Source organism: Streptomyces radiopugnans (assembly GCF_900110735.1).
Lineage (GTDB): Bacteria > Actinomycetota > Actinomycetes > Streptomycetales > Streptomycetaceae > Streptomyces > Streptomyces radiopugnans.
This window is the reverse complement of sequence record NZ_FOET01000015.1, coordinates 48,188-68,508: the sequence shown is the minus strand read 5'-3', so window position 1 is coordinate 68,508 and position 20,321 is coordinate 48,188. Positions and strand designations below refer to the sequence as shown.

The following is a 20,321-nucleotide window of genomic DNA, read 5'->3' as shown; positions in this document are numbered from 1 at the left end:
CGCGCCCGCCGGTGATCGGCGAGTACCGTACTCACCTGCGCGGGTGCGCGCGCTGACCATCACGACCGGAGGGCACGTTGTCCCGTTTCCTGCTCATCAAGGCGCTGCTCGGCCCGCTCCTGCGCGTGCTGTTCCGTCCGCAGGTCGAGGGAGCGGAGCGGATCCCCGGCAGCGGCCCGGTGATCCTGGCCGGCAACCACCTGACCTTCATCGACTCGATGATCCTCCCGATCGTCGTCGACCGGCAGGTCTTCTTCATCGGCAAGGACGAGTACGTCACCGGAAAGAGCCTCAAGGGCCGTCTGATGGCGTGGTTCTTCACCGGCGTCGGCATGATCCCGGTGGACCGCGACGGCGGGCGCGGCGGCGTCGCGGCGCTGATGACCGGCCGCCGGGTGCTGGAGGAGGGCAACGTCTTCGGCATCTACCCGGAGGGCACCCGCTCCCCCGACGGCCGCCTGTACCGGGGCCGCACCGGCATCGCCAGGCTGACGCTGATGACCGGCGCGCCGGTCGTCCCGTTCGCGATGATCGGCACCGACCGTGTGCAGCCGGGCGGCAGCGGACTGCCCCGGATCGGCCCGGGCCGCCGGATCACCGTCCGCTTCGGCGAGCCGCTGGACTTCTCGCGCTACGAGGGCATGGACCGCGACCGCTATGTGCTGCGGGCCGTGACCGACGAGGTGATGAGCCACGTGATGCGGCTGTCGGGCCAGGAGTACGTGGACGTGTACGCCACCAAGGCGAAGGCGGCCTGAGCCTCCGCCGGCGGTGCGCGGCGGCCCCTTCCCCGAAGCGGCCGTTCGCCCCCGCGGGTGAACCGCGTCCCCTCGGCGCCTTCCGGTTCACCCCTTCCGGGGGCGTAGCGGAAGGCAGGGCGGTCCATGCTTCCCCAGGACGCCGACAGACCTGGAGGAACACGTGCGCTCGCCGAGGAACCACCGCTGGACACTGCGCGGGGCCGTCTGCCTGCCCGGCGGCGCTCCGCGGGACGTCCGGCCGCGCGGCGCGGAGGACACGGGGACGAAGGGCACGGGAGCGGGGAACACGGGCGCCGAGCGCACGGACGCACGGGAGCGGCGGCTCACACCCGCCGAGGCGCTGCGGCTGCTGCGCGAGGGGAACGCCCGCCGGGCCGGGAGGGGCGCGAGGGGCGCGAGGAGGGGAGGCGGCGGGTGCCCCGCCGCCCGGCGCCCCGTCGCCGCCGTTCTGGCCTGTGTGGACTGCCCGTTGCCACCGGAGACGCTGTTCGGCCAGGAGCCCGGGGCACTGCTGGTGATCCGCACCGCCGCGCACACCCTGGACGCGACGGTCGAGGGCAGTGTCGAGTACGGCCCGGTGGAGCTGGGCGTGCCGCTGGTGGTCGTCCTGGGGCACGAGCACTGCGGGGCGGTGGCGGCGGCGCTCGAATCGCGTACGGCCGGCACCCGGCCGCCGGCCCATCTGGCCGTGGCGGCCGCCCGGTTGGCGGCGGCCTGCCGGGACGGCTCGGGGGCGCCGGGCGACGCGGTGGAGAACACCGTCCGGGCGCAGACGGACCGGGTCGTCGCACGCCTGCGCGACGACCCGGTCCTGCTGCCGCTGCTGCGGCGGGGCGAGCTGGAGGTGGTCGGAGCCCACTGCCGGGAGGAGACCGGCGAGGTGGAGTTCCTCGCCGGTCCCTGACAGGGGCCCGGCAGGGACCTGGCGGTGGCCTGGCGGAGACCTGACGATGGCCCGGCGGCCGGTCAGCTCACGGCGCCCGGGCGGTCCTCCTCGACCCACTCCCGCTGCCGGGCCAGGTCCTCCTTGACCTCGGCGAGCTGGACGGCGACGGCGGACGGCGCGGTGCCGCCCCGTCCGTCGCGGGAGGCCAGGGCGCCGGAGACGCTCAGCACGGTGCGGACCTCGGGGGTGAGGTGGGGCGAGATCCGCGCGAACTGCTCGTCGGTCAGCTCGTCCAGCTCGATCCCGGCGGCCTCGCAGACCTTGACGCACTCCCCCGCGATCTCGTGCGCGTCCCGGAACGGCACGCCCCGCTTCACCAGCCACTCGGCGACATCGGTGGCCAGGGAGAAGCCTGCCGGGGCCAGCTCGGCCATCCGCTCGCGGTTGACGGTGAGGGTGGCCATCATCCCGGTGAACGCCGGGAGGAGGATCTCCAGCTGGTCGCAGGAGTCGAAGACCGGCTCCTTGTCCTCCTGCAGGTCGCGGTTGTACGCCAGCGGCAGCGCCTTGAGGGTGGCCAGCAGCCCGGTGAGGTTGCCGATGAGCCGGCCGGACTTGCCTCGCGCCAGCTCGGCGATGTCCGGGTTCTTCTTCTGCGGCATGATCGACGAGCCGGTGGAGAAGGCGTCGTGGAGGGTGACGAAGGAGAACTCCTTGGTGTTCCAGATGATCACCTCCTCCGCGATCCGGGAGAGGTCCACGCCGATCATCGCGGTGATGAAGGCGAACTCGGCGACGAAGTCGCGCGATGCGGTGCCGTCGATGGAGTTGGCGGCCGAGCCGTGCTCGAAGCCGAGGTCGGCGGCGACGGCGCGGGGGTCCAGGCCCAGCGAGGAGCCCGCCAGCGCCCCCGACCCGTAGGGCGAGACGGCGGTGCGCGCGTCCCACTGCCGCAGCCGCTCGGCGTCCCGGGACAGCGCCTGGACGTGGGCGAGGACGTGGTGGGCGAAGAGGACCGGCTGGGCGTGCTGGAGGTGGGTGCGGCCGGGCATCGCCACGTCCGGGTGCGCCTCGGCCAGGGAGACCAGGGCCTCGTTCAGATCGGCGAGCAGGCCGCCGATGATCCGGGCGTGGTCGCGCAGGTACATCCGGAACAGCGTGGCGACCTGGTCGTTGCGGGAGCGCCCGGCGCGCAGCTTGCCGCCGAGTTCCGGGCCGAGGCGCTCCAGCAGGCCGCGCTCGAGGGCGGTGTGCACGTCCTCGTCGGCGACGGTGCCGGTGAAGGTGCCGTCTGCGACGTCGGCCGCCAGGCGGTCGAGGCCGGCGAGCATCCTCTCCAGCTCGTCGGCGCTCAGCAGCCCGGCCCGGTGCAGCACCCGGGCGTGGGCGCGCGACCCGGCGATGTCGTAGGGGGCCAGCCGCCAGTCGAAGTGGACGGAGGCCGAGAGGGCGGCCAGCGCCTCGGCCGGTCCGTCGGCGAACCGGCCGCCCCACAGCCGTACGTCGCCGCCTGCGGCGGGGGGCGGGGTCTGGGGGGCGTTGGTCATCGGTGCTCCTCGTGCGCTTGCCGGTCGTGCTGGACGTGCCGGGCGTGCTGGGCCGTGTCGGACGGTGCGGGACGGTCTCGGACGGCGCCGGCCCGGCGGGGACGGGAAGGCGCCCGCCTCCCCCACCACAGGGCGGAGGAGGCGGGCGGTGTGCGGTGTGCGGCTGCCGCGGGGGCAGGTTACTGCGCGAGGTCCCGCTTGGCGGCGATCTTGCTGCTCATGCCGAAGATCTCGATGAAGCCCCTGGACATCGACTGGTCGAAGGTGTCGCCGGTGTCGTAGGTGGCCAGGTTGAAGTCGTACAGCGACTTGTGGGAGCGCCGGCCGGTGACGGTGGCCCGGCCGCCGTGCAGGGTCATCCGGATGTCGCCGGACACGTGCTCGTTGGCCTCCTCCACGAAGCCGTCCAGGGCGCGCTTGAGCGGGGAGAACCACAGGCCGTCGTAGACCAGCTCGCTCCACCGCTGCTCCACCTGCCGCTTGTAGCGGGCCAGTTCGCGCTCGACGGTGACGTTCTCCAGCTCCTGGTGGGCGGTGATCAGCGCGATGGCGCCCGGCGCCTCGTAGACCTCGCGGGACTTGATGCCCACCAGGCGGTCCTCGACCATGTCGATCCGGCCCACGCCCTGCGCCCCGGCCCGCTCGTTGAGCTGCTGGATGGCCTGCAGGACGGTGACGGGCCTGCCGTCGAGGGCCACGGGGACGCCCTTGTCGAAGGTGATGACCACCTCGTCGGCCTCGCGCGCGGTGGCCGGGTTCTGGGTGTAGTCGTAGACGTCCTCGATCGGCGCGTTCCAGATGTCCTCCAGGAAGCCGGTCTCAACGGCCCGCCCGAAGACGTTCTGGTCGATGGAGTACGGCGACTTCTTGGTGGTGGCGATCGGCAGGCCCTTGTCCTCGGCGAAGGCGATGGCCTTGTCGCGCGTCATGGCGTAGTCCCGCACCGGCGCGATGCACTTCAGCTCGGGGGCCAGGGAGGAGATGCCCGCCTCGAACCGCACCTGGTCGTTGCCCTTGCCGGTGCAGCCGTGGGCGACGGTGGTGGCGCCGTGCTTCCTGGCGGCGGCCACCAGGTGCTTGACGATGGTCGGCCGGGAGAGGGCGGAGACCAGCGGGTAGCGGTCCATGTAGAGCGCGTTCGCCTTGATCGCGGGAAGGCAGTACTCCTCGGCGAACTCGTCCTTGGCGTCGGCGACCTCGGCCTCGACGGCGCCGCAGGCGAGGGCGCGCTTGCGGATGACGTCCAGGTCCTCCCCGCCCTGGCCGACGTCGACGGCGACGGCGACGACCTCGGCGCCCGTCTCCTCGGCGATCCAGCCGATGCAGACGGAGGTGTCCAGGCCACCGGAGTAGGCGAGTACGACGCGCTCGGTCACGGGGGACTCCTTACGATGCATGCGGTGACTAGTATAAGTATGCACTCCTCCGCATGATTCGTCAAAGCGCGCCTGGTCTCCGGAGAAAGCGCAGGTCAACAGCCTTCCGGTGACCCGCGGCACCCCGGCCGGCACGGCCGCGGGCTGCGCTCCACGCCCCGGCCGCCGCGGGCGGCGCCGGCGGCCCCTCCCCTGCCGGCTCCCGTGCTCCCGTCGCACCCGCACCCGCACTGTCCCCGCCCCCGCTCCTGCGTCCGCGCCTGTCCCCCGCCTTCGGCTGTCCGGCCCGCGCCGTAATCACCGGGCACGTACGCCCTCGCGGCGGCATGATGCCAATGTGGGAAAGACATACGAACGCATCGACGGACGGCTGCGGGACTTCATAGAGGCCCAGCCCGTCTTCTTCACCGCCACCGCGCCGCTGTCCGGCGACGGCACCGTCAACCTCTCCCCCAAGGGGCTGAGGGGTTCCTTCGCCGTCCTGGACGAACGCACCGTCGCCTATCTCGACTTCGCCGGCTCCAACGCCGAGACCGTCGCCCATCTGCGGGAGAACGGCCGCATAACCCTGATGTGGTGCGCCTTCTCCGGCCCGCCGAACATCGTGCGCGTCCACGGACGCGGGGAACCCGTCTTCCGCGACGACCCGCGCTGGGGGGAGCTGATCGGCCGCTTCCCCGGCATCGACCACTCCCGGCACGGTCTGCGCGCGATCATCGTGGTCACCGCCGAGCTGATCCGCGACACCTGCGGTTACGCCGTGCCGCTGATGACGTACGAGAGCGACCGACCGCTGCACGGCTCGCGCTTCGAGCGCGAGACGGACGAGTCGCTGGACGCGTACTTCCACAGGAAGGAGCACGTCGCCACCAGCATCGACGGCCTCCCGGGCCTGCCGCTCCCCCTGCCGCCCACCCCCTCCTGACCGCCTGGCGGAACGTCCTTGCGGCCAGGGCCCCGGAAGGAGTTCCATCGGGCGGTGCGAACCGAACACATCAGCAGCGCCGCGCCGGTGATCACCCGTCTGCCGGCCGCCGACCTCACCGCCGCGGCCCGGGATCTGGCCGCCCTGCTCCACGACGCCGTCGAGGGCGGCTCCTCGATCGGCTTCCTCGCCCCGCTCGACCCCGCCGAAGCGGCGGCCTGGTGGGAGGGCCTGGCGCCCGAGGTCGCCGACGGCCGGGCAGCGGTGTGGGTCGCCCGGGACGGCGGCCGGATCCTGGGGACCGTGCAGCTCAGGTTCTGCGGCATGCCCAACGGCCGCCACCGCGCGGAGGTAGCCAAGCTGATCGTGCACCGGGACGCCCGGGGCCGGGGGCTGGGCCGGCGGCTGCTGGCGACGGCCGAACGGGAGGCCGCCGGCGCGGGGATCTCCCTGCTGGTGCTGGACACCCAGACCGGCAGCCCGGCCGAGCGCCTCTACCGCTCGGCCGGCTGGACCGAGGCCGGCACGATCCCCGACTACGCGGCGGACACCGAGGGCGTGCTCCGGCCCACGACCCTCTTCCACAAGAAGCCGCTCTGATCCGGTGGACGGCGGACCCCGGGCGCGCGACCGCCGCCCGGGGTCCGCCGTCCACCGGCTGGTTCCGCGCGGCGGGCGCCGCTAGCGTGACGGCGGGTTCGATCATGGCGCTCGCCGGGACCGGCGGGACCGCCGCGACCGCACGCCCGACCACCTGCGAGCGACCCTGCGAGGAGCCCCATGTTCAGCACCCCTCTCGGCGACGGCGCGGAACTGTGCCCCCTGGAGCCGTGGCAGGCGGCGGAGCTGGCCGCGTACACCGACCGGGTGCGCGATCATCTGGCGCCCTGGCTGCCGTGGGCGCACACCGTCACCGACACCGCCTCGGCCCGGGCCTTCCTCCAGCGGTACGCCGACAAGCAGGCCGCCGACGAGGGCCGGATCTACGGCATCCGGCTCGACGGCGAGCTGGTGGGCGGCATGCTCTTCCGGCTGTTCAGCGCCTCCGAGGGCTCCTGCGAGCTGGGGGCCTGGCTGGCTCCCGAGGCCCAGGGGCGCGGGCTGGTGACGACCGCCGCCCGGCGCATGATCGACTGGGCGGTCGGGGTGCGCGGCCTGGTGCGGGTGGAGTGGCTGGTCTCCCCCGACAACCACCCCAGCATCGCGGTGGCCCGGCGGCTGGGCATGACGCACGAGGGCACGCTGCGCAGCGTGTTCTCCATGGGCGGCCGCCGTCACGACCTCCAGGTCTGGGCTCTGCTGGCGCACGAGTGGCAGAACGCCGCCGGGCACGGCGCGCGCGGCTGACGGAGCGCACCCCGCGGTTGCCGGGGCCCGGAACCCGTCAGGTGGCGTTGCCCTGGTGGGAGTTCTTCTGCGCCAGCCGCAGCAGATGGTCGGCCAGGGCCTGGCCGCCGGTGGGGTGGCGGCTGATCAGCAGCAGGGTGTCGTCGCCCGCGATGGTGCCGATGATGTCGTGCACCTCCGCCTGGTCGATGGCCGAGGCGAGGAACTGGGCGGCGCCGGGCGGGGTGCGCAGCACCACCAGATTGGCCGACGCCTCGGCCGAGATCAGCAGTTCGCCCGCCAGCCGCGCCATCCTCGCCTCGCTCGCGGACTCCCCCAGCGGAGCCCGGGGCGTGCGGTCGCCGCCCTCACCGGGGACGGCGTAGATCAGCTCGCCCCCGGTGTTGCGGATCTTGACCGCCCCCAGCTCGTCGAGGTCCCGGCTGAGCGTCGCCTGGGTGACGCTCAGCCCGTCGTCGGCGAGCAGCTTGGCGAGCTGGCTCTGGGACCGGACCGGCTCGCGGTTCAGGATCTCCACGATCCGGCGGTGCCGGGCCGTACGCGTGTGGGGTACGGCCGGGCCGCCGTGGTTGCCGCCCTGCGCCTGCGCCTCGGTCATGGTCTCGTCAGTCTCCGGCTCGTCGGGTCCCGTCGGCTGCGTCGAGGACGGCGGGGAGGGACCGGACCAGCGCGTCCACCTCGGCTTCGCCGATGATCAGCGGTGGTGCCAGCCGGACGACGTCCGGGCCGCACGCGTTCACCAGGAAGCCCGCGTCCTGGGCAGCCTGCTGCACCTGGGGTGCGACGGGTTCGGTCAGTACGATACCGAGCAGCAGGCCGGCGCCGCGGACCTGGTCGACCAGCGGGTGTCCCAGCGCCCGGACGGCCTCGCGCAGCCGGCCGCCGATCCGCTTGACGTGGTCGAGGAGGCCCTCGGAGGCGATGGTGTCCAGGACGGCGAGCGCCGCCGCGCAGGAGACCGGGTTGCCGCCGAAGGTGGAGCCGTGGTGGCCGGGGCCCAGCAGTTCGGCGGCCTCGTCGAAGGCGACCGTGGCGCCGATGGGCAGTCCGGCTCCCAGCCCCTTGGCGAGGGTGACGACGTCGGGCCGCACCCCCTGCGCCTGGCAGGCGAACCAGTGCCCGGTGCGGCCGATGCCCGTCTGGACCTCGTCGAGCACCAGCAGGGCGCCGGTGGCGGCGGTGATCTCGCGGGCGGCGGCCAGGTAGCCCTCGGGCGGGACGACGACGCCGTTCTCGCCCTGGACCGGCTCGACGATCACCAGGGCGGTCTCCTCGGTGACGGCCGCCCGCAGCGCGTCGGCGTCGCCGTAGGGAACGTGGGTGACCTCGCCGGGCAGCGGCAGGAAGGGATCGCGTTTGGCGGACTGGCCGGTCAGCGCGAGGGCGCCCATGGTGCGGCCGTGGAAGCCGCCGGCGGTGGCGACCATGTGCGTCCGGCCGGTCCGGCGGCCGATCTTGAACGCCGCCTCGACGGCCTCCGCCCCGGAATTGGAGAAGTAGACGCGTCCGGGACGGCCGAAGAGCTGGAGCAGCCGTTCGGCCAGGGCGACCGGGGGTTCGGCGACGAAGAGGTTGGAGACGTGGCCGAGGGTGGCGATCTGCTCGGAGACCGCGCGGACGACCGCCGGGTGGGCGGTGCCCAGCGAGTTGACGGCGATGCCTGCGACGAAGTCCAGGTACTCCCTGCCGTCGGCGTCCCACAGCCGGGCGCCCTCGCCGCGGGTGATCGGGATGCGGGGGGTGCCGTAGTTGTCCATCAGCGCGCCCTGCCAGCGCCGGGTGAGACCGGCGTTGCCGGGTGTGGTGGCGGTGTCGTTCATGCCCGCTGCTCCTTCTCCGCCGCCGTCTCCCGCGTCGCGGCCTCGTCCGTCACGGTCTCGTCCGGAGCGGTCCTGTCCGGAGCGGTCCTGTCCGATGCGGTTCCGTCCGGCACGACCATGGTCCCGATCCCCTCGTCGGTGAAGATCTCCAGCAGGATGGAGTGCTGGACGCGCCCGTCGATGACCCGGGCGGTGTTGACGCCGTTGCGCACGGCGTACAGGCAGCCCTCCATCTTGGGCACCATGCCGCTGGCCAGGTCCGGCAGCAGCCTCTCCAGTTCGCTCGCGGTCAGGCGGCTGATCACGTCGTCGCTGTTGGGCCAGTCCTCGTAGAGGCCCTCGACGTCGGTGAGCACCATCAGCGTCTCGGCGCCGAGCGCAGCGGCGAGGGCCGCGGCGGCGGTGTCGGCGTTGATGTTGTAGACGTGCCCGTCGTCGGCGCTGCGGGCGATGGAGGAGATCACCGGGATACGGCCGTCGTCCAGCAGGGCCTGGACGGCGCCCGCGTCGACCTCGGTGATCTCTCCGACGCGGCCGATGTCCACCTTCTCGCCGTCGATGTGCGCGTAGCGCTTGGTGGCGGTCAGGGTGTGCGCGTCCTCGCCGGTCATGCCGACGGCGAGTGGGCCGTGCCGGTTGAGCAGACCGACCAGTTCGCGCTGCACCTGGCCGGCCAGCACCATCCGCACGACGTCCATGGCCTCCTCGGTGGTGACCCGCAGTCCGGCCTTGAACTCGCTGACCAGGCCGAGCCTGTCCAGGTGGGCGCTGATCTGCGGGCCGCCGCCGTGGACGACGACGGGCCTGAGGCCCGCGTGCCGCAGGAAGACCACGTCCTGGGCGAACGCGGCCTTCAGGTCCTCGTCCACCATGGCGTTGCCGCCGAACTTGACGACCACGGTCTTTCCGTGGTGGCGGGTCAGCCAGGGCAGCGCCTCGATGAGGATCTGGGCCTTGGGCAGGGCGGTGTGCCTACGTGTGCTCATGACGAATAAGCGCTGTTCTCGTGGACGTAGTCGGCGGTGAGGTCGTTGGTCCAGATGACGGCGGACTCGTCGCCCGCAGCCAGGTCGGCGGTGATGCGGACCTCGCGGTAGCGCATGTCCACCAGCTCGCGGTCCTCGCCCACCGAACCGTTGCGGCAGACCCACACTCCGTTGATGGCGACGTTCAGCCGGTCGGGCTCGAAGGCGGCGGATGTGGTGCCGATGGCGGAGAGCACCCGGCCCCAGTTGGGGTCCTCGCCGTGGACGGCGCACTTGAGGAGGTTGTTGCGGGCGATGGAACGGCCCACCTCGACGGCGTCTTCCTCGCTCGCCGCGTTCACCACCTCGATCCGGATGTCCTTGGAAGCCCCTTCGGCGTCCCGGATCAGCTGCTGCGCCAGGTCGTCGCAGACGGACCGCACGGCCTCGGCGAACTCCTTCGCCTCCGGGGTGATCCCCGAGGCGCCGGAGGCGAGCAGCAGCACGGTGTCGTTGGTGGACATGCAGCCGTCGGAGTCGACGCGGTCGAAGGTGGTGCGGGTGGCCTCGCGCAGCGCCGCGTCCAGTCCGGGGGCGTCCACGTCGGCGTCGGTGGTGAGGACGACCAGCATGGTCGCCAGCCCGGGGGCGAGCATGCCCGCGCCCTTGGCCATACCGCCCACGACCCAGCCGGCGCCCTCGGCGACGGCGGTCTTGTGCACGGTGTCGGTCGTCTTGATCGCGATGGCGGCCTTGTCGCCCCCGTACGCGGAGAGCTCCTTCGCGGCCTCCTCGATCCCCGGCAGCAGCCGGTCCATCGGCAGCCGCACGCCGATCAGGCCGGTGGAGCAGACGGCGACCTCGCCGGCGCTGTGGCCGAGCACCTCGGCGGCCTTCTCGGCGGTGGCATGGGTGTCCTGGAAGCCGAGCGGGCCGGTGCAGGCGTTGGCGCCGCCGGAGTTGAGGACGACCGCCGAGACCTGCCCGCCCCTGAGGACCTGCTCGGACCAGAGCACGGGGGCGGCCTTGACCCGGTTCGAGGTGAACACACCGGCGGCGGCCAGACGCGGCCCGGTGTTGACGACCAGAGCCAGATCGGGGTTGCCGTTGTCCTTGATCCCGGCGGCGATCCCCGCCGCGGTGAATCCCTTGGCCGCGGTCACGCTCACGGTGTCTCTCCGTTCTCTTCTCCGCCCACGCGGCACAGCGCGGGCATCATCGCCGACAGCGGACCGGCAGCCGCGCGTGCGCCGCTCACGGTGCTTCTCCGTTCTCTTCTCCGCCCACGCGGCACAGCGCGGGCATCATCGCCGACAGCGGACCGGCAGCCGCGCGTGCGCTCCCGGCCACCGCCGGGAGGTGTCCCCGGTTCACGGGGCGACCCCGGTGACGGGGAGGCCGGTCTCCTCGGGGATGCCGAGGGCGATGTTCATGCTCTGCACCGCGCCGCCCGCGGTGCCCTTGGTGAGGTTGTCGATGGCGCTGACGGCGATCACGCGGTTCGCCGCCTCGTCGTACGCGACCTGTACCAGCACGCTGTTGGAGCCGTACACGGCGGCGGTGGACGGCCACTGGCCCTCGGGCAGCAGGTGGACGAACGGCTCGGCGGCCAGCGCCTTGTCGTACGCCTCGCGCAGCCGGCCGGCGGTCAGGCCGGGCCGGGCCTTGGCGGTGCAGGTGGCCAGGATGCCCCGGGACATCGGGGCGAGGGTCGGGGTGAAGGAGACGGTGACCGGTTCGCCCGCGACGGCCGAGAGGTTCTGGGCCATCTCCGGGGTGTGCCGGTGGACACCGCCGACGCCGTAGGGGCTCATCGAGCCCATCACCTCGCTGCCCAGCAGGTGGGGCTTGGGCGCCTTGCCGGCCCCCGAGGTGCCGGTGGCCGCGACCACCACCACGTCGGGCTCGGCCAGCGAGGCCGCGAACGCCGGGAAGAGCGCGAGCGTCACGGCCGTCGGGTAGCAGCCGGGGACCGCGACGCGCCGGGACCCCGTCAGCGCGTCGCGTGCCCCCGGCAGCTCGGGGAGGCCGTACGGCCAGGTGCCGGCGTGCGGCGTGCCGTAGAAACGCTCCCAGTCCCCCGGATCCCCCAGCCGGAAGTCGGCGCCGCAGTCGATGACCAGCGCATCGTCGCCGAGCTGCTCGGCGACGGCCGCGGACTGGCCGTGCGGCAGGGCGAGGAAGACCACGTCGTGGCCGCTCAGCGCCTCCGCCGTGGTGACCTCCAGGACACGGTCGGCCAGCGGCGGCAGGTGCGGCTGGAGCGCGCCCAGACGCTGCCCGGCGTTGGAGTTGCCCGTCAGCGCCCCGATCTCGACCTCGGGGTGCCCGGCAAGCAGGCGCAGGATCTCGCCTCCCGCGTAGCCGCTCGCTCCCGCCACCGCCGCTCGCACTGCCATGGAATCCTCCTCATCGATGGCATGACTATACGCATGTCGGCAGTTTTATGCAATGGACTCGTTCGGCGGCGAGGACCGCGGGGAGCGGCCCCGGACGACGTACGGCCCGCCGACCGGTCGCAGGGACCGGTCGGCGGGCCGGGGAAGGACGCGGCCGGGGCCGCGGGTGCGGGTGCGGCGTCACACGGGCGCCGCGGGGGCGGGGGCCTGGATCGGGAGTGCGGCGGGCGGGGTCAGTCGCCCTGCTCCGCCTTCCGCTCCTTCAGGCGCGCCGCCTCCTTGCGGACCTCGGCCTGGGTGGCGCGCTCCTTCTGCAGCCACTCGGGGTTCTCCGCCTTCAGCGCCTCGATCTGCTCGGTGGTCAGGGGCTCGGTGATCCCGCCGCGCGCGAGCCCCGAGTTGGAGACGCCCAGCTTCGCCGCGACCACCGGACGGGGGTGCGGTCCGTTGCGCCGCAGCTCCCGCAGCCACTCGGGCGGGTCGGTCTGCAGCGCGTTCAGTTCCGCGCGCGAGACGACGCCCTCCCGGAACTCGGCGGGGGTGGCCTCGAGGTACACGCCCAGCTTCTTCGCCGCGGTGGCGGGCTTCATCGTCTGGGCGGTCTGCTGCGACTTCATGGGGTCCAGGGTATCGAGCGCCCACGGCTCCTCCCGCCACCCGGCTCCCCGGCCGCCCGGTAGCCTGGCTCGGTGAACGGCTCGGAAGCATCCCCCTCGTTCCGGCTCGCGTACGTCCCGGGAGTGACGCCCACCAAGTGGGTGCGGATCTGGAACGAGCGCCTGCCCGGCATCCCGCTCGACCTCGTCCAGGTGCCCGCCGCCGAGGCGTCCGGCGTGCTGCGCGACGGCGGCGCCGACGCCGGTTTCCTGCGGCTGCCCACCGACCGGACGGATCTCAGCGCGATCCCCCTCTACACCGAGACCACGGTGGTGGTGGTCCCCAAGGACCACCTCGTGACAGCGGCCGAGGAGGTGTCCGCCGAGGAACTGGCCGACGAGATCGTGCTGCACCCCCTCGACGACACCCTGGACTGGGAGCGCCCGCCGGGACGGCCCGCCTTCGAGCGCCCCGCCACGACGGCGGACGCGATCGAGCTGGTGGCGGCGGGGGTGGGGTTGCTCGTCGTACCGCAGTCGCTCGCCCGCCTGCACCACCGCAGGGACCTCACCTACCGGCCGGTCACGGGCACCCCCCAGTCGCGCGTCGCGCTGTCGTGGCGGGAGGACCGGACCACCGATCTGGTGGAGGACTTCATCGGGATCGTCCGGGGGCGGACCGTCAACAGCACCCGGGGCCGCCGCCCCGCCGCAGAGGAGCCCGTGCCGGGCAAGCAGGAGAAGCCGAAGCGCTCGGACGGGGGCGGCGCGCGGCGGAAGTCCGCGGCGGGCGGGCAGGCCGGCCGGACCGCCCGGCGCGGCTCCGGCGGCGCCAAGGGCTCCGGCGGTTCGAAGGGCTCCGGGGGCAGCAGGCGCGGCAGGCCCCGCCGCAGGTCGTAGCGTCTCCGCGGCGCCCGCACCGTCCCTCCGCGGCCACCGGAGAAGAGCCCGGGTACCGGGCTTGCGGTTGACGCTGCGTAAACCCCTAACGTCGTCTGCACCGACCGAACCACCGGGACTCGGAGGCCACAGGCGATGGAATGGTCCATTCAGGAGATCGCCCGCTCGGCCGGGACCACCAGCCGCACCCTGCGCCACTACGACGCCGTCGGGCTGCTGCGTCCCAGCCGGGTCGGGCACGGCGGAATCCGCTACTACGACGAGCACGCGCTGGTGCGGCTCCAGCGGATCCTGCTGCTGCGCGAACTCGGCCTGGGACTGGCCGCCATCTCCGAAGCGCTCGACGGGCAGCGGGACGCGGCCGCCGCGCTGCACACCCATCTGGAACTGCTCGAGCGGGAGCGGGAGCGCCTGGGCCGGCAGATCGAGTCGGTACGGAAGACGTTGACCAGGATGAAAGGAGGCGAGCCCCTGATGCCCGAGGAGGCTCTCGACGGTTTCGACCACACCAGGTACAAGGACGAGGTGATCGAACGCTGGGGCCGCGACGCCTTCGAGCGTGGCGACCGCTGGTGGCGCTCGCTGACGGAGGACGACAAGAAGTCCTTCCAGCAGCGCCAGATCGACATCACCACCGACTACGCCCGCGCCCACCGGGCCGGTCTCGCGCCGGACAGCGACGAGGTGCTCGCGATCACCCGGCGGCACTACGAGTGGGTCTGCGGCGGCTGGCAGGGCAGGCGCCCCAGCGCGGAGCAGTTCGCCGGGCTCGGGCAGATGTACGTCGACGACCCCCGCTTCACCGCCACCTACGACCAGTACGGCGAGGGCACGGCGGCCTTCGTCCGGGACGCCATGAGCGCCTACGCCGGGCGCGAGCTGTAGGCCCGGCCCCCGGGACCGGGGCCTCCGGGGCGTGCCCCGGAGGCCCCGGAGGCCGTCAGTGGTCCATGGCCAGCGTCCAGTCCCCCGCCCACCCGGCCAGGGTGATCGACGACAGCGGCCGGACGTCCACGCGCCAGTAGGTGTGCGGCGGCGCCTTCAGCGCGTACACCGCGGCCGCGCGCAGCACCGTCGGTTCGACGACCGCGGCGATCAGGGTGTCGCCCTCGCCGCCCGGCCGGGTGTCGAGCCAGTCTCCGACCCGCAGGATGAAGGAGAACAGCGACTCCCCGCCGTGCGGGGTGGCGTGGGGGTCGGCGAGCCAGGCGTCCACGGCCCGCGGCTCCCTCGCCGCGACCTCCTTGAAGGTGCGCCCGCGCCACCGGCCCATGTCGCACTCGCGCAGCGCGGGCTGGGCCAGTGGCCGCATCCCCAGCACGTCCCCGGTCTCGCGGCAGCGCATGGTCGGCGAGCAGTAGCGCAGTTCGGCGCCCGCCAGGTGCGCGTACGCCGGGATGGCCCGCTCGGCCTCCCGCCACCCGGCGGCGTCCAGGGGGCGGTCGTCCTCGAAGCGCACGTCCAGCAGGGATGAGCTGCGGGCGGCGGCGAGAAGCGTGATCCGCAGGTGCATTACCGGATGGTAGAACCGTGAACCGGATTGTTCGACGGTCGGGCACGGACTGTTTTCGGACGTATGCCCGGATCACCGGGGGACCAGCGCCATCAGCCGCCCGGGTTCCGCCGGCGGGCGGAAGCCGAACCCCTCGTAGAGGCCGTGCGCGTCCTCCGTGGCCAGCAGCACCCGCTTCGGCCCGTACGGCTCCAGCTCCGCGAGCGCGGCTCCCACCAGCGCCTTCCCCAGACCCCGGCCGCGGGCGGCGGGGGCGACGTAGACATCGCACAGCCAGGCGAAGGTGGCCCGGTCGGTGACCACCCGCGCATAGCCGAGCTGCTCGCCGGTGGCCCTGTCGTACGCCCCGAGGTTGAGCGAGCCCGCGATGGCCCGGTCCTGCTTCTCCCGGCTGCGGCCGAGCGCCCAGTAGGCGTCGGTGGACAGCCACTGGTGGACGCGGGCGGCGTCGAGGCGGGCGGGGTCGGCGGAGATCTCGTACGCGGTGCTCATGGCGGGAGAGCCTGGCAGCCGGCGCGCGGGCCGTCGACCGGTTTTGCCCCGCTCCGCCCTCCCGCCTCCCCGCCTCCCCTGCATTCTCTGTGTTCCCCGCGCTTCCGCGCTCGCGGGCGCCCGGCCCCCCTCCGCCCCTAGAATCGTGACCAAAAGGATTTTTCTTATCGATACGGACAGAAGGAGACCGCCGATGCAGGCGAACGTGGGCGACCTGCTGCTGGTCCACGGCAGGTTCGTGGGGCAGCACGAGAGGGTCGCGGAGATCATCGAGGTACTGGGGACGAACGGCGAGCCGCCGTACCGGGTCCGCTTCGAGGACGGACACGAGACCGTGATGTCGCCGGGGCCCGACTCCGTGGTGCGGCACCACGGCGAGCCCCTGCTGGAGCACGGCGAACCCCGGCGCCGCTGACGCCGGGGCCGCGTACCGGACCGAAGGAGACAGGCAGACGGGAGGCCGCCGCGGGAGACCGGCTAGCGGGGCGCCCGCACCGGACGGTCGTAGTGGTCCTCCACCACCCGGCTCATCGCCCCGATCGGGTCCGCGGCGACGTGCTTCGCCGAGAAGTAGGCGTTACCGCGGACCTCGGGGTGACGGCCGCAGAGCGTCAGATGGCGGGAGAGTTCGGCCGGGTCGTGCCAGGCCGGCCCCTGGGCCGGATCGCCCGCCTTGTAGAGCGCCTCGCCGATGTGGAGTTCGACGCCGGTGCCCCGCACCACATCGGCCCACCAGGGCACCAGCTTCGCGTAGTCGGCGGCCGCGAAGCCGATGTTCCAGTACACCTGGGGCACGATCTGGTCGACCCAGCGCTCGCGCACCCACTTGCGGGTGTCGGCGTACAGGTCGTCGTACGTCTGCACGCCCGCGCGGGTGTCGGAGCCCTCCGGGTCGGTGCCCGCGTTGCGCCACACGGCGAAGGGGCTGATGCCGAAGCGCACGTGCGGCTTGGTCCGCCTCAGGCGCAGCGCGGTCTCCCGTACCAGCCGGTCGATGTTGTCGCGCCGCCAGTCGGCCCGGTCGCCGAAGGCGCCGCCGTGGCGCTCGTACGCCTCGTCGTCGTCGAAGACCTGGCCCGCCACCGGGTACGGGTAGAAGTAGTCGTCCCAGTGCACGCCGTCGATGTCGTAGCGCTCCACCGCGTCGAACATCGCGTCCTGGACGAAGGCACGCACCTCGGGCAGCCCGGGGTTGTAGTAGAGCTTGCCGCCGTAGGGCACCACCCACTCCGGGTGGCGGCGCGCGGGGTGGGAGGCGGCCAGCCGCGCGGGGTCGGCGTGGTTGGCCACCCGGTAGGGGTTGAACCAGGCGTGCAGTTCCAGCCCGCGCCGGTGCGCCTCGCACACGGCGAAGCCCAGCGGATCCCAGCCGGGGTCCTCGCCCTGGGTGCCGGTGAGGTACTGCGCCCAGGGCTCGTACGGCGAGGGCCACAGGGCGTCCGCGGTGGGCCGCACCTGGAGGAACACCGTGTTGAGGCGGCGCTCGACCGCCGTGTCCAGATGGGCCAGCAGTTGTCTTCGCTGCTCGGCCGCGGCGAGCCCGGGCCTGGTCGGCCAGTCGATGTTGGCGACGGTCGCCACCCACACCCCGCGCAACTGCGGGCGCTGCCCGTACCGGGCGCCCCCCGACTCCCCGGCGGATGCCGTTGCCGCCCCCGGGCCGGTCAGCAGCGAGCCGGAGAGCACCCCGACCGCCGCCGCACCGAAGGTCCTCCGAGAGAAAAGCCCCATGCTGCCTCCTCCTGACGACGATTCACCCGATCATCCCGGCCGGGTAGCGGCATGGCAACTCCGCGTAACGGACTACCGGACGTCCGTCCGCGCCATATCGCCCTCTTGACACGCCCCCTTATGCGAACAGCGTTCGACAACTAGCATCCGCACATCTGGGAGCGCTCCCACTCACTGGTTCACCCCCCGCACCGCCCACGTGGGCGGATCTGCCCTGAGAGGACGTATCCGTGCCCGGAAGACGATCGGCCGGCGCCGCCCTGGCGGCGCTGGCCCTGGCCGGAGGATTGCTGACCGCCTCCGCCGACCCGGCCTCGGCCGGCCCCGAAGCCCGGGGACAGGGCGTCGAGGTCTCGGCCGACAGCTACACCTGGAAGAACGTCCGGATCGACGGTGGCGGCTTCGTGCCCGGCATCGTCTTCAACCCCTCGGAGAAGGACCTGGTCTACGCCCGCACCGACATCGGCGGCGCCTACCGCTGGGACGAGGCCGGGAAGCGGTGGACACCGCTGCTGGACTCCGTCGGCTGGGACAAGTGGGGCCACACGGGCGTCGCGTCCCTGGCCACCGACCCGGTCGACCCCGACAACGTGTACGTCGCCGTCGGCAACTACACCAACGACTGGGACCCGAACAACGGCGCCGTCATGCGCTCGTCGGACCGCGGGGCCACCTGGAGGACCGCCGAACTGCCCTTCAAGCTCGGCGGGAACATGCCGGGCCGGGGCATGGGCGAGCGGCTGGCCGTCGACCCCAACGACAACCGCGTCCTCTACCTGGGCGCCCCCAGCGGCCACGGCCTGTGGCGCAGCACCGACTCCGGCGCCACCTGGTCGGAGGTGGAGAGCTTCCCCAACCCCGGCACCTACGTGCCCGACCCGGAGAGCGACAACAGCTATCTGACGGACGAGGTCGGCGTCGTCTGGGTCACCTTCGACGAGCGCACCGGCAGCGCCGGAAACCGGACGCGGACGATCTACGTCGGCGTCGCCGACAAGGAGGAGTCGGTCTACCGCTCCACCGACGGCGGCACCACCTGGGAGGCCGTCCCCGGCCAGCCCACCGGCTACCTCCCCCACAAGGGCGTGCTGGACACCGACAGCGGCCACCTCTACATCGCGACCTCCGACACCGGCGGCCCGTACGACGGCGGGAAGGGCCAGGTGTGGCGGTACGACACCGGCAGCGGCGAGTGGACGGACGTCAGCCCGGTGCCCGAGGCCGACACCTACTTCGGCTACAGCGGGCTGACGGTCGACCGCCAGGCCCCGGGCACGCTCATGGTCACCGGCTACAGCTCCTGGTGGCCGGACACCCAGATCTTCCGCAGCACCGACAGCGGCGAGACCTGGACCCGGGCCTGGGAGTACGACGGCTACCCCAACCGCTCCGACCGCTTCACCATGGACGTCTCCTCCGTGCCCTGGCTGACCTTCGGCGGCAACCCCTCACCGCCGGAGACGGCGCCGAAGCTGGGCTGGATGACCGAGTCGCTGGAGATCGACCCGTTCGACTCCGACCGGATGATGTACGGCACCGGGGCCACGGTCTACGGCACCGAGGAGCTGACCGCCTGGGACCGGGACGAGACGTTCACCGTCAAGCCCATGGTCGAGGGGCTGGAGGAGACCGCGGTCAACGACCTGATCAGCCCGCCGTCCGGAGCCCCGCTGCTCAGCGGCCTCGGTGACATCGGCGGCTTCCGGCACACCGACCTGGAGCGGGTGCCGGAGCTGATGTACCAGTCGCCCTTCATGGGCAACGTCTCCAGCCTGGACTACGCCGAGAAGAACCCGAACACGGTGGTCCGGGTCGGCAGCAGCGACGACCAGGACACCGGGAGCGCCGGGAACATCGCCTTCTCCACCGACAACGGTGCCAACTGGTTCGCCGGCAGCAGCCGGCCGTCGGGGGTGACCGGCGGCGGTACGGTGGCCGCGGCGGCCGACGCGAGCGGTTTCGTCTGGAGCCCTCAGGGCGCCGGTGTGCACCACACCACCGGTTACGGCAGCTCCTGGTCGGCCTCGCGGGGCATCCCGGCCGGCGCGCGCGTCGAGGCGGACCGGGTGGACGCCGACACCTTCTACGGCTTCCTCGACGGCACCTTCTACGTCAGCGGCGACGGCGGCGCCACCTTCACGGCCTCCGGTGCCACCGGACTGCCCGCCGACGGCAACGTCCGCTTCAAGGCCGTGCCCGGGAAGGAGGGCCACATCTGGCTCGCGGGCGGCAGCGGCGACACCTACGGGCTGTGGCGCTCCACCGACGGCGGGGAGAGTTTCGCCCGGGTCGAGGGCGTCGAGGAGGCGGACACCATCGGCTTCGGCAAGGCCGCGCCGGGCGCGTCCCACCCGGCCCTGTACAGCAGCGCGAAGATCGGCGGGGTACGGGGGATCTACCGCTCCGACGACGCCGGGGCGAGCTGGGTGCGGATCAACGACGACGCCCACCAGTGGGGCTGGACCGGCGCGGACATCACCGGCGACCCGCGGGTGTACGGCCGGGTCTACGTCTCCACCAACGGCCGCGGCATCCTCTACGGCGACAGCCCCGGGACGACCGACCCGACGGACCCGGAAGACCCCGAGGACCCGGAAGACCCTGAGGATCCCGGCACCGCGCGGTGCGCCGTCGCCTACAAGGTCACCAACCAGTGGCAGGGCGGCTTCCAGGCCGACGTCACCGTGCGGAACACCGGCACGACGGCCCTCGACGGCTGGAAGGCGGTCTGGTCCTTCGCCGACGGCCAGCGGGTCGGCCAGATGTGGAACGCCTCCTTCACCCAGAGCGGCGCGACGGTGACGGCCTCCTCGGCCGGCTGGAACGCGCGGCTGGAGCCGGGCGCGTCGGCGTCCTTCGGCTTCACCGGCTCCTGGTCGGGCTCCAACGGCGTCCCCGCCGCCTTCGAGCTCAACGGAGCGGCCTGCGCCACGGGCTGACCGCACCGGAGCACCGTCCGGACGACCGGTCGGCCGGGGCCGCGGCGCCCCGGCCGACCGTTTCTCCGGCGCGACGCGGTAACGTCGGTCGGCGAGGCGCTGCGGCCGGAACCGTACGGGGGCG

20 protein-coding genes are annotated in these 20,321 nt (G+C 73.1%); 9 read left to right on the top strand and 11 right to left on the bottom strand.

Translation table 11 applies throughout. The features are described from left to right. Positions 1-77: 77 nt before the first annotated feature. Positions 78-758, top strand: a complete 681-nt coding sequence (locus tag BMY40_RS22305; protein WP_093662442.1) for a lysophospholipid acyltransferase family protein — start codon at positions 78-80, stop codon at positions 756-758. A gap of 163 nt (positions 759-921) precedes the next feature. Next, positions 922-1,665, top strand: a complete 744-nt coding sequence (locus BMY40_RS22300; protein ID WP_177214097.1) for a carbonic anhydrase — start codon at positions 922-924, stop codon at positions 1,663-1,665. Between the two features lie 62 nt (positions 1,666-1,727). Here BMY40_RS22300 and argH read toward each other — a convergent pair whose 3' ends face one another. Then, the gene (argH, locus tag BMY40_RS22295) at positions 1,728-3,194 is read right to left on the bottom strand and encodes an argininosuccinate lyase (RefSeq protein WP_093662438.1); all 1,467 of its coding nucleotides are present in this window, start codon (positions 3,192-3,194) and stop codon (positions 1,728-1,730) included. A gap of 179 nt (positions 3,195-3,373) precedes the next feature. Beyond that, positions 3,374-4,570, bottom strand: a complete 1,197-nt coding sequence (locus BMY40_RS22290) for an argininosuccinate synthase (protein WP_093662436.1) — start codon at positions 4,568-4,570, stop codon at positions 3,374-3,376. A 337-nt stretch (positions 4,571-4,907) separates the two neighbouring features. Here BMY40_RS22290 and BMY40_RS22285 point away from each other — a divergent pair, with 337 nt between their 5' ends. The 3 genes from BMY40_RS22285 (at position 4,908) to BMY40_RS22275 (ending at position 6,842) form a co-directional block, all read left to right on the top strand. After that, positions 4,908-5,495, top strand: a complete 588-nt coding sequence (locus tag BMY40_RS22285) for a pyridoxamine 5'-phosphate oxidase family protein (RefSeq protein WP_093662434.1) — start codon at positions 4,908-4,910, stop codon at positions 5,493-5,495. Positions 5,496-5,549: 54 nt separating this feature from the next. Then, entirely contained in the window at positions 5,550-6,095 is a 546-nt protein-coding gene (locus tag BMY40_RS22280; protein WP_425443155.1) for a GNAT family N-acetyltransferase, read from the top strand. A gap of 180 nt (positions 6,096-6,275) precedes the next feature. Continuing rightward, positions 6,276-6,842 (top strand): GNAT family N-acetyltransferase, encoded by a 567-nt coding sequence (locus BMY40_RS22275; protein WP_093662432.1) that lies wholly within the window; start codon positions 6,276-6,278, stop codon positions 6,840-6,842. A gap of 37 nt (positions 6,843-6,879) precedes the next feature. On the opposite strand, the gene BMY40_RS22270 is transcribed toward BMY40_RS22275, so the two are convergent. From BMY40_RS22270 to BMY40_RS22245, 6 genes are all read right to left on the bottom strand, one after another. Further along, positions 6,880-7,440, bottom strand: a complete 561-nt coding sequence (locus BMY40_RS22270) for an arginine repressor (protein ID WP_093662430.1) — start codon at positions 7,438-7,440, stop codon at positions 6,880-6,882. Positions 7,441-7,447: 7 nt separating this feature from the next. After that, positions 7,448-8,662, bottom strand: a complete 1,215-nt coding sequence (locus BMY40_RS22265) for an acetylornithine transaminase (RefSeq protein WP_093662428.1) — start codon at positions 8,660-8,662, stop codon at positions 7,448-7,450. After that, on the bottom strand, positions 8,659-9,648 hold the full coding sequence (gene argB / locus BMY40_RS22260) for an acetylglutamate kinase (RefSeq protein ID WP_245770248.1): 990 nt from the start codon (positions 9,646-9,648) through the stop codon (positions 8,659-8,661). Before argB ends, BMY40_RS22265 begins: the two co-directional genes overlap by 4 nt. Then, complete coding sequence (argJ, locus tag BMY40_RS22255) at positions 9,645-10,796, bottom strand: bifunctional glutamate N-acetyltransferase/amino-acid acetyltransferase ArgJ (protein WP_093662426.1); 1,152 nt, start codon at positions 10,794-10,796, stop codon at positions 9,645-9,647. Before argJ ends, argB begins: the two co-directional genes overlap by 4 nt. Before the next feature lie 201 nt (positions 10,797-10,997). After that, positions 10,998-12,026: an N-acetyl-gamma-glutamyl-phosphate reductase gene (argC, locus tag BMY40_RS22250; RefSeq protein ID WP_093662424.1), complete on the bottom strand. Its 1,029-nt coding sequence runs from the start codon at positions 12,024-12,026 to the stop codon at positions 10,998-11,000. 233 nt (positions 12,027-12,259) lie between these two features. After that, positions 12,260-12,643 (bottom strand): DUF5997 family protein, encoded by a 384-nt coding sequence (locus BMY40_RS22245; RefSeq protein WP_093662422.1) that lies wholly within the window; start codon positions 12,641-12,643, stop codon positions 12,260-12,262. Between the two features lie 72 nt (positions 12,644-12,715). Here BMY40_RS22245 and BMY40_RS22240 point away from each other — a divergent pair, with 72 nt between their 5' ends. Further along, positions 12,716-13,522 (top strand): LysR family transcriptional regulator substrate-binding protein, encoded by an 807-nt coding sequence (locus BMY40_RS22240; RefSeq protein WP_093662420.1) that lies wholly within the window; start codon positions 12,716-12,718, stop codon positions 13,520-13,522. A gap of 135 nt (positions 13,523-13,657) precedes the next feature. After that, positions 13,658-14,407, top strand: a complete 750-nt coding sequence (locus tag BMY40_RS22235) for a MerR family transcriptional regulator (RefSeq protein ID WP_093662418.1) — start codon at positions 13,658-13,660, stop codon at positions 14,405-14,407. A gap of 55 nt (positions 14,408-14,462) precedes the next feature. On the opposite strand, the gene BMY40_RS22230 is transcribed toward BMY40_RS22235, so the two are convergent. After that, complete coding sequence (locus BMY40_RS22230; RefSeq protein WP_093662416.1) at positions 14,463-15,035, bottom strand: histidine phosphatase family protein; 573 nt, start codon at positions 15,033-15,035, stop codon at positions 14,463-14,465. Positions 15,036-15,107: 72 nt separating this feature from the next. Then, positions 15,108-15,527 (bottom strand): GNAT family N-acetyltransferase, encoded by a 420-nt coding sequence (locus BMY40_RS22225; RefSeq protein WP_245770247.1) that lies wholly within the window; start codon positions 15,525-15,527, stop codon positions 15,108-15,110. A 193-nt stretch (positions 15,528-15,720) separates the two neighbouring features. Between BMY40_RS22225 and BMY40_RS22220 the strand changes: the two genes are divergently transcribed. Then, positions 15,721-15,942 carry a DUF1918 domain-containing protein gene (locus tag BMY40_RS22220; RefSeq protein ID WP_093662414.1) on the top strand — a complete coding sequence of 74 codons (222 nt, stop codon included), beginning with the start codon at positions 15,721-15,723 and terminating at the stop codon, positions 15,940-15,942. A gap of 62 nt (positions 15,943-16,004) precedes the next feature. Here the strand turns inward: BMY40_RS22220 and BMY40_RS22215 are convergent, their stop codons facing one another. Next, positions 16,005-17,258 carry a glycoside hydrolase family 10-like protein gene (locus tag BMY40_RS22215; RefSeq protein ID WP_093662413.1) on the bottom strand — a complete coding sequence of 418 codons (1,254 nt, stop codon included), beginning with the start codon at positions 17,256-17,258 and terminating at the stop codon, positions 16,005-16,007. Between the two features lie 230 nt (positions 17,259-17,488). On the opposite strand from BMY40_RS22215, the gene BMY40_RS22210 reads away from it, so the two are divergent. After that, positions 17,489-20,197 carry a cellulose binding domain-containing protein gene (locus tag BMY40_RS22210; protein ID WP_425443154.1) on the top strand — a complete coding sequence of 903 codons (2,709 nt, stop codon included), beginning with the start codon at positions 17,489-17,491 and terminating at the stop codon, positions 20,195-20,197. Positions 20,198-20,321: the final 124 nt, after the last annotated feature.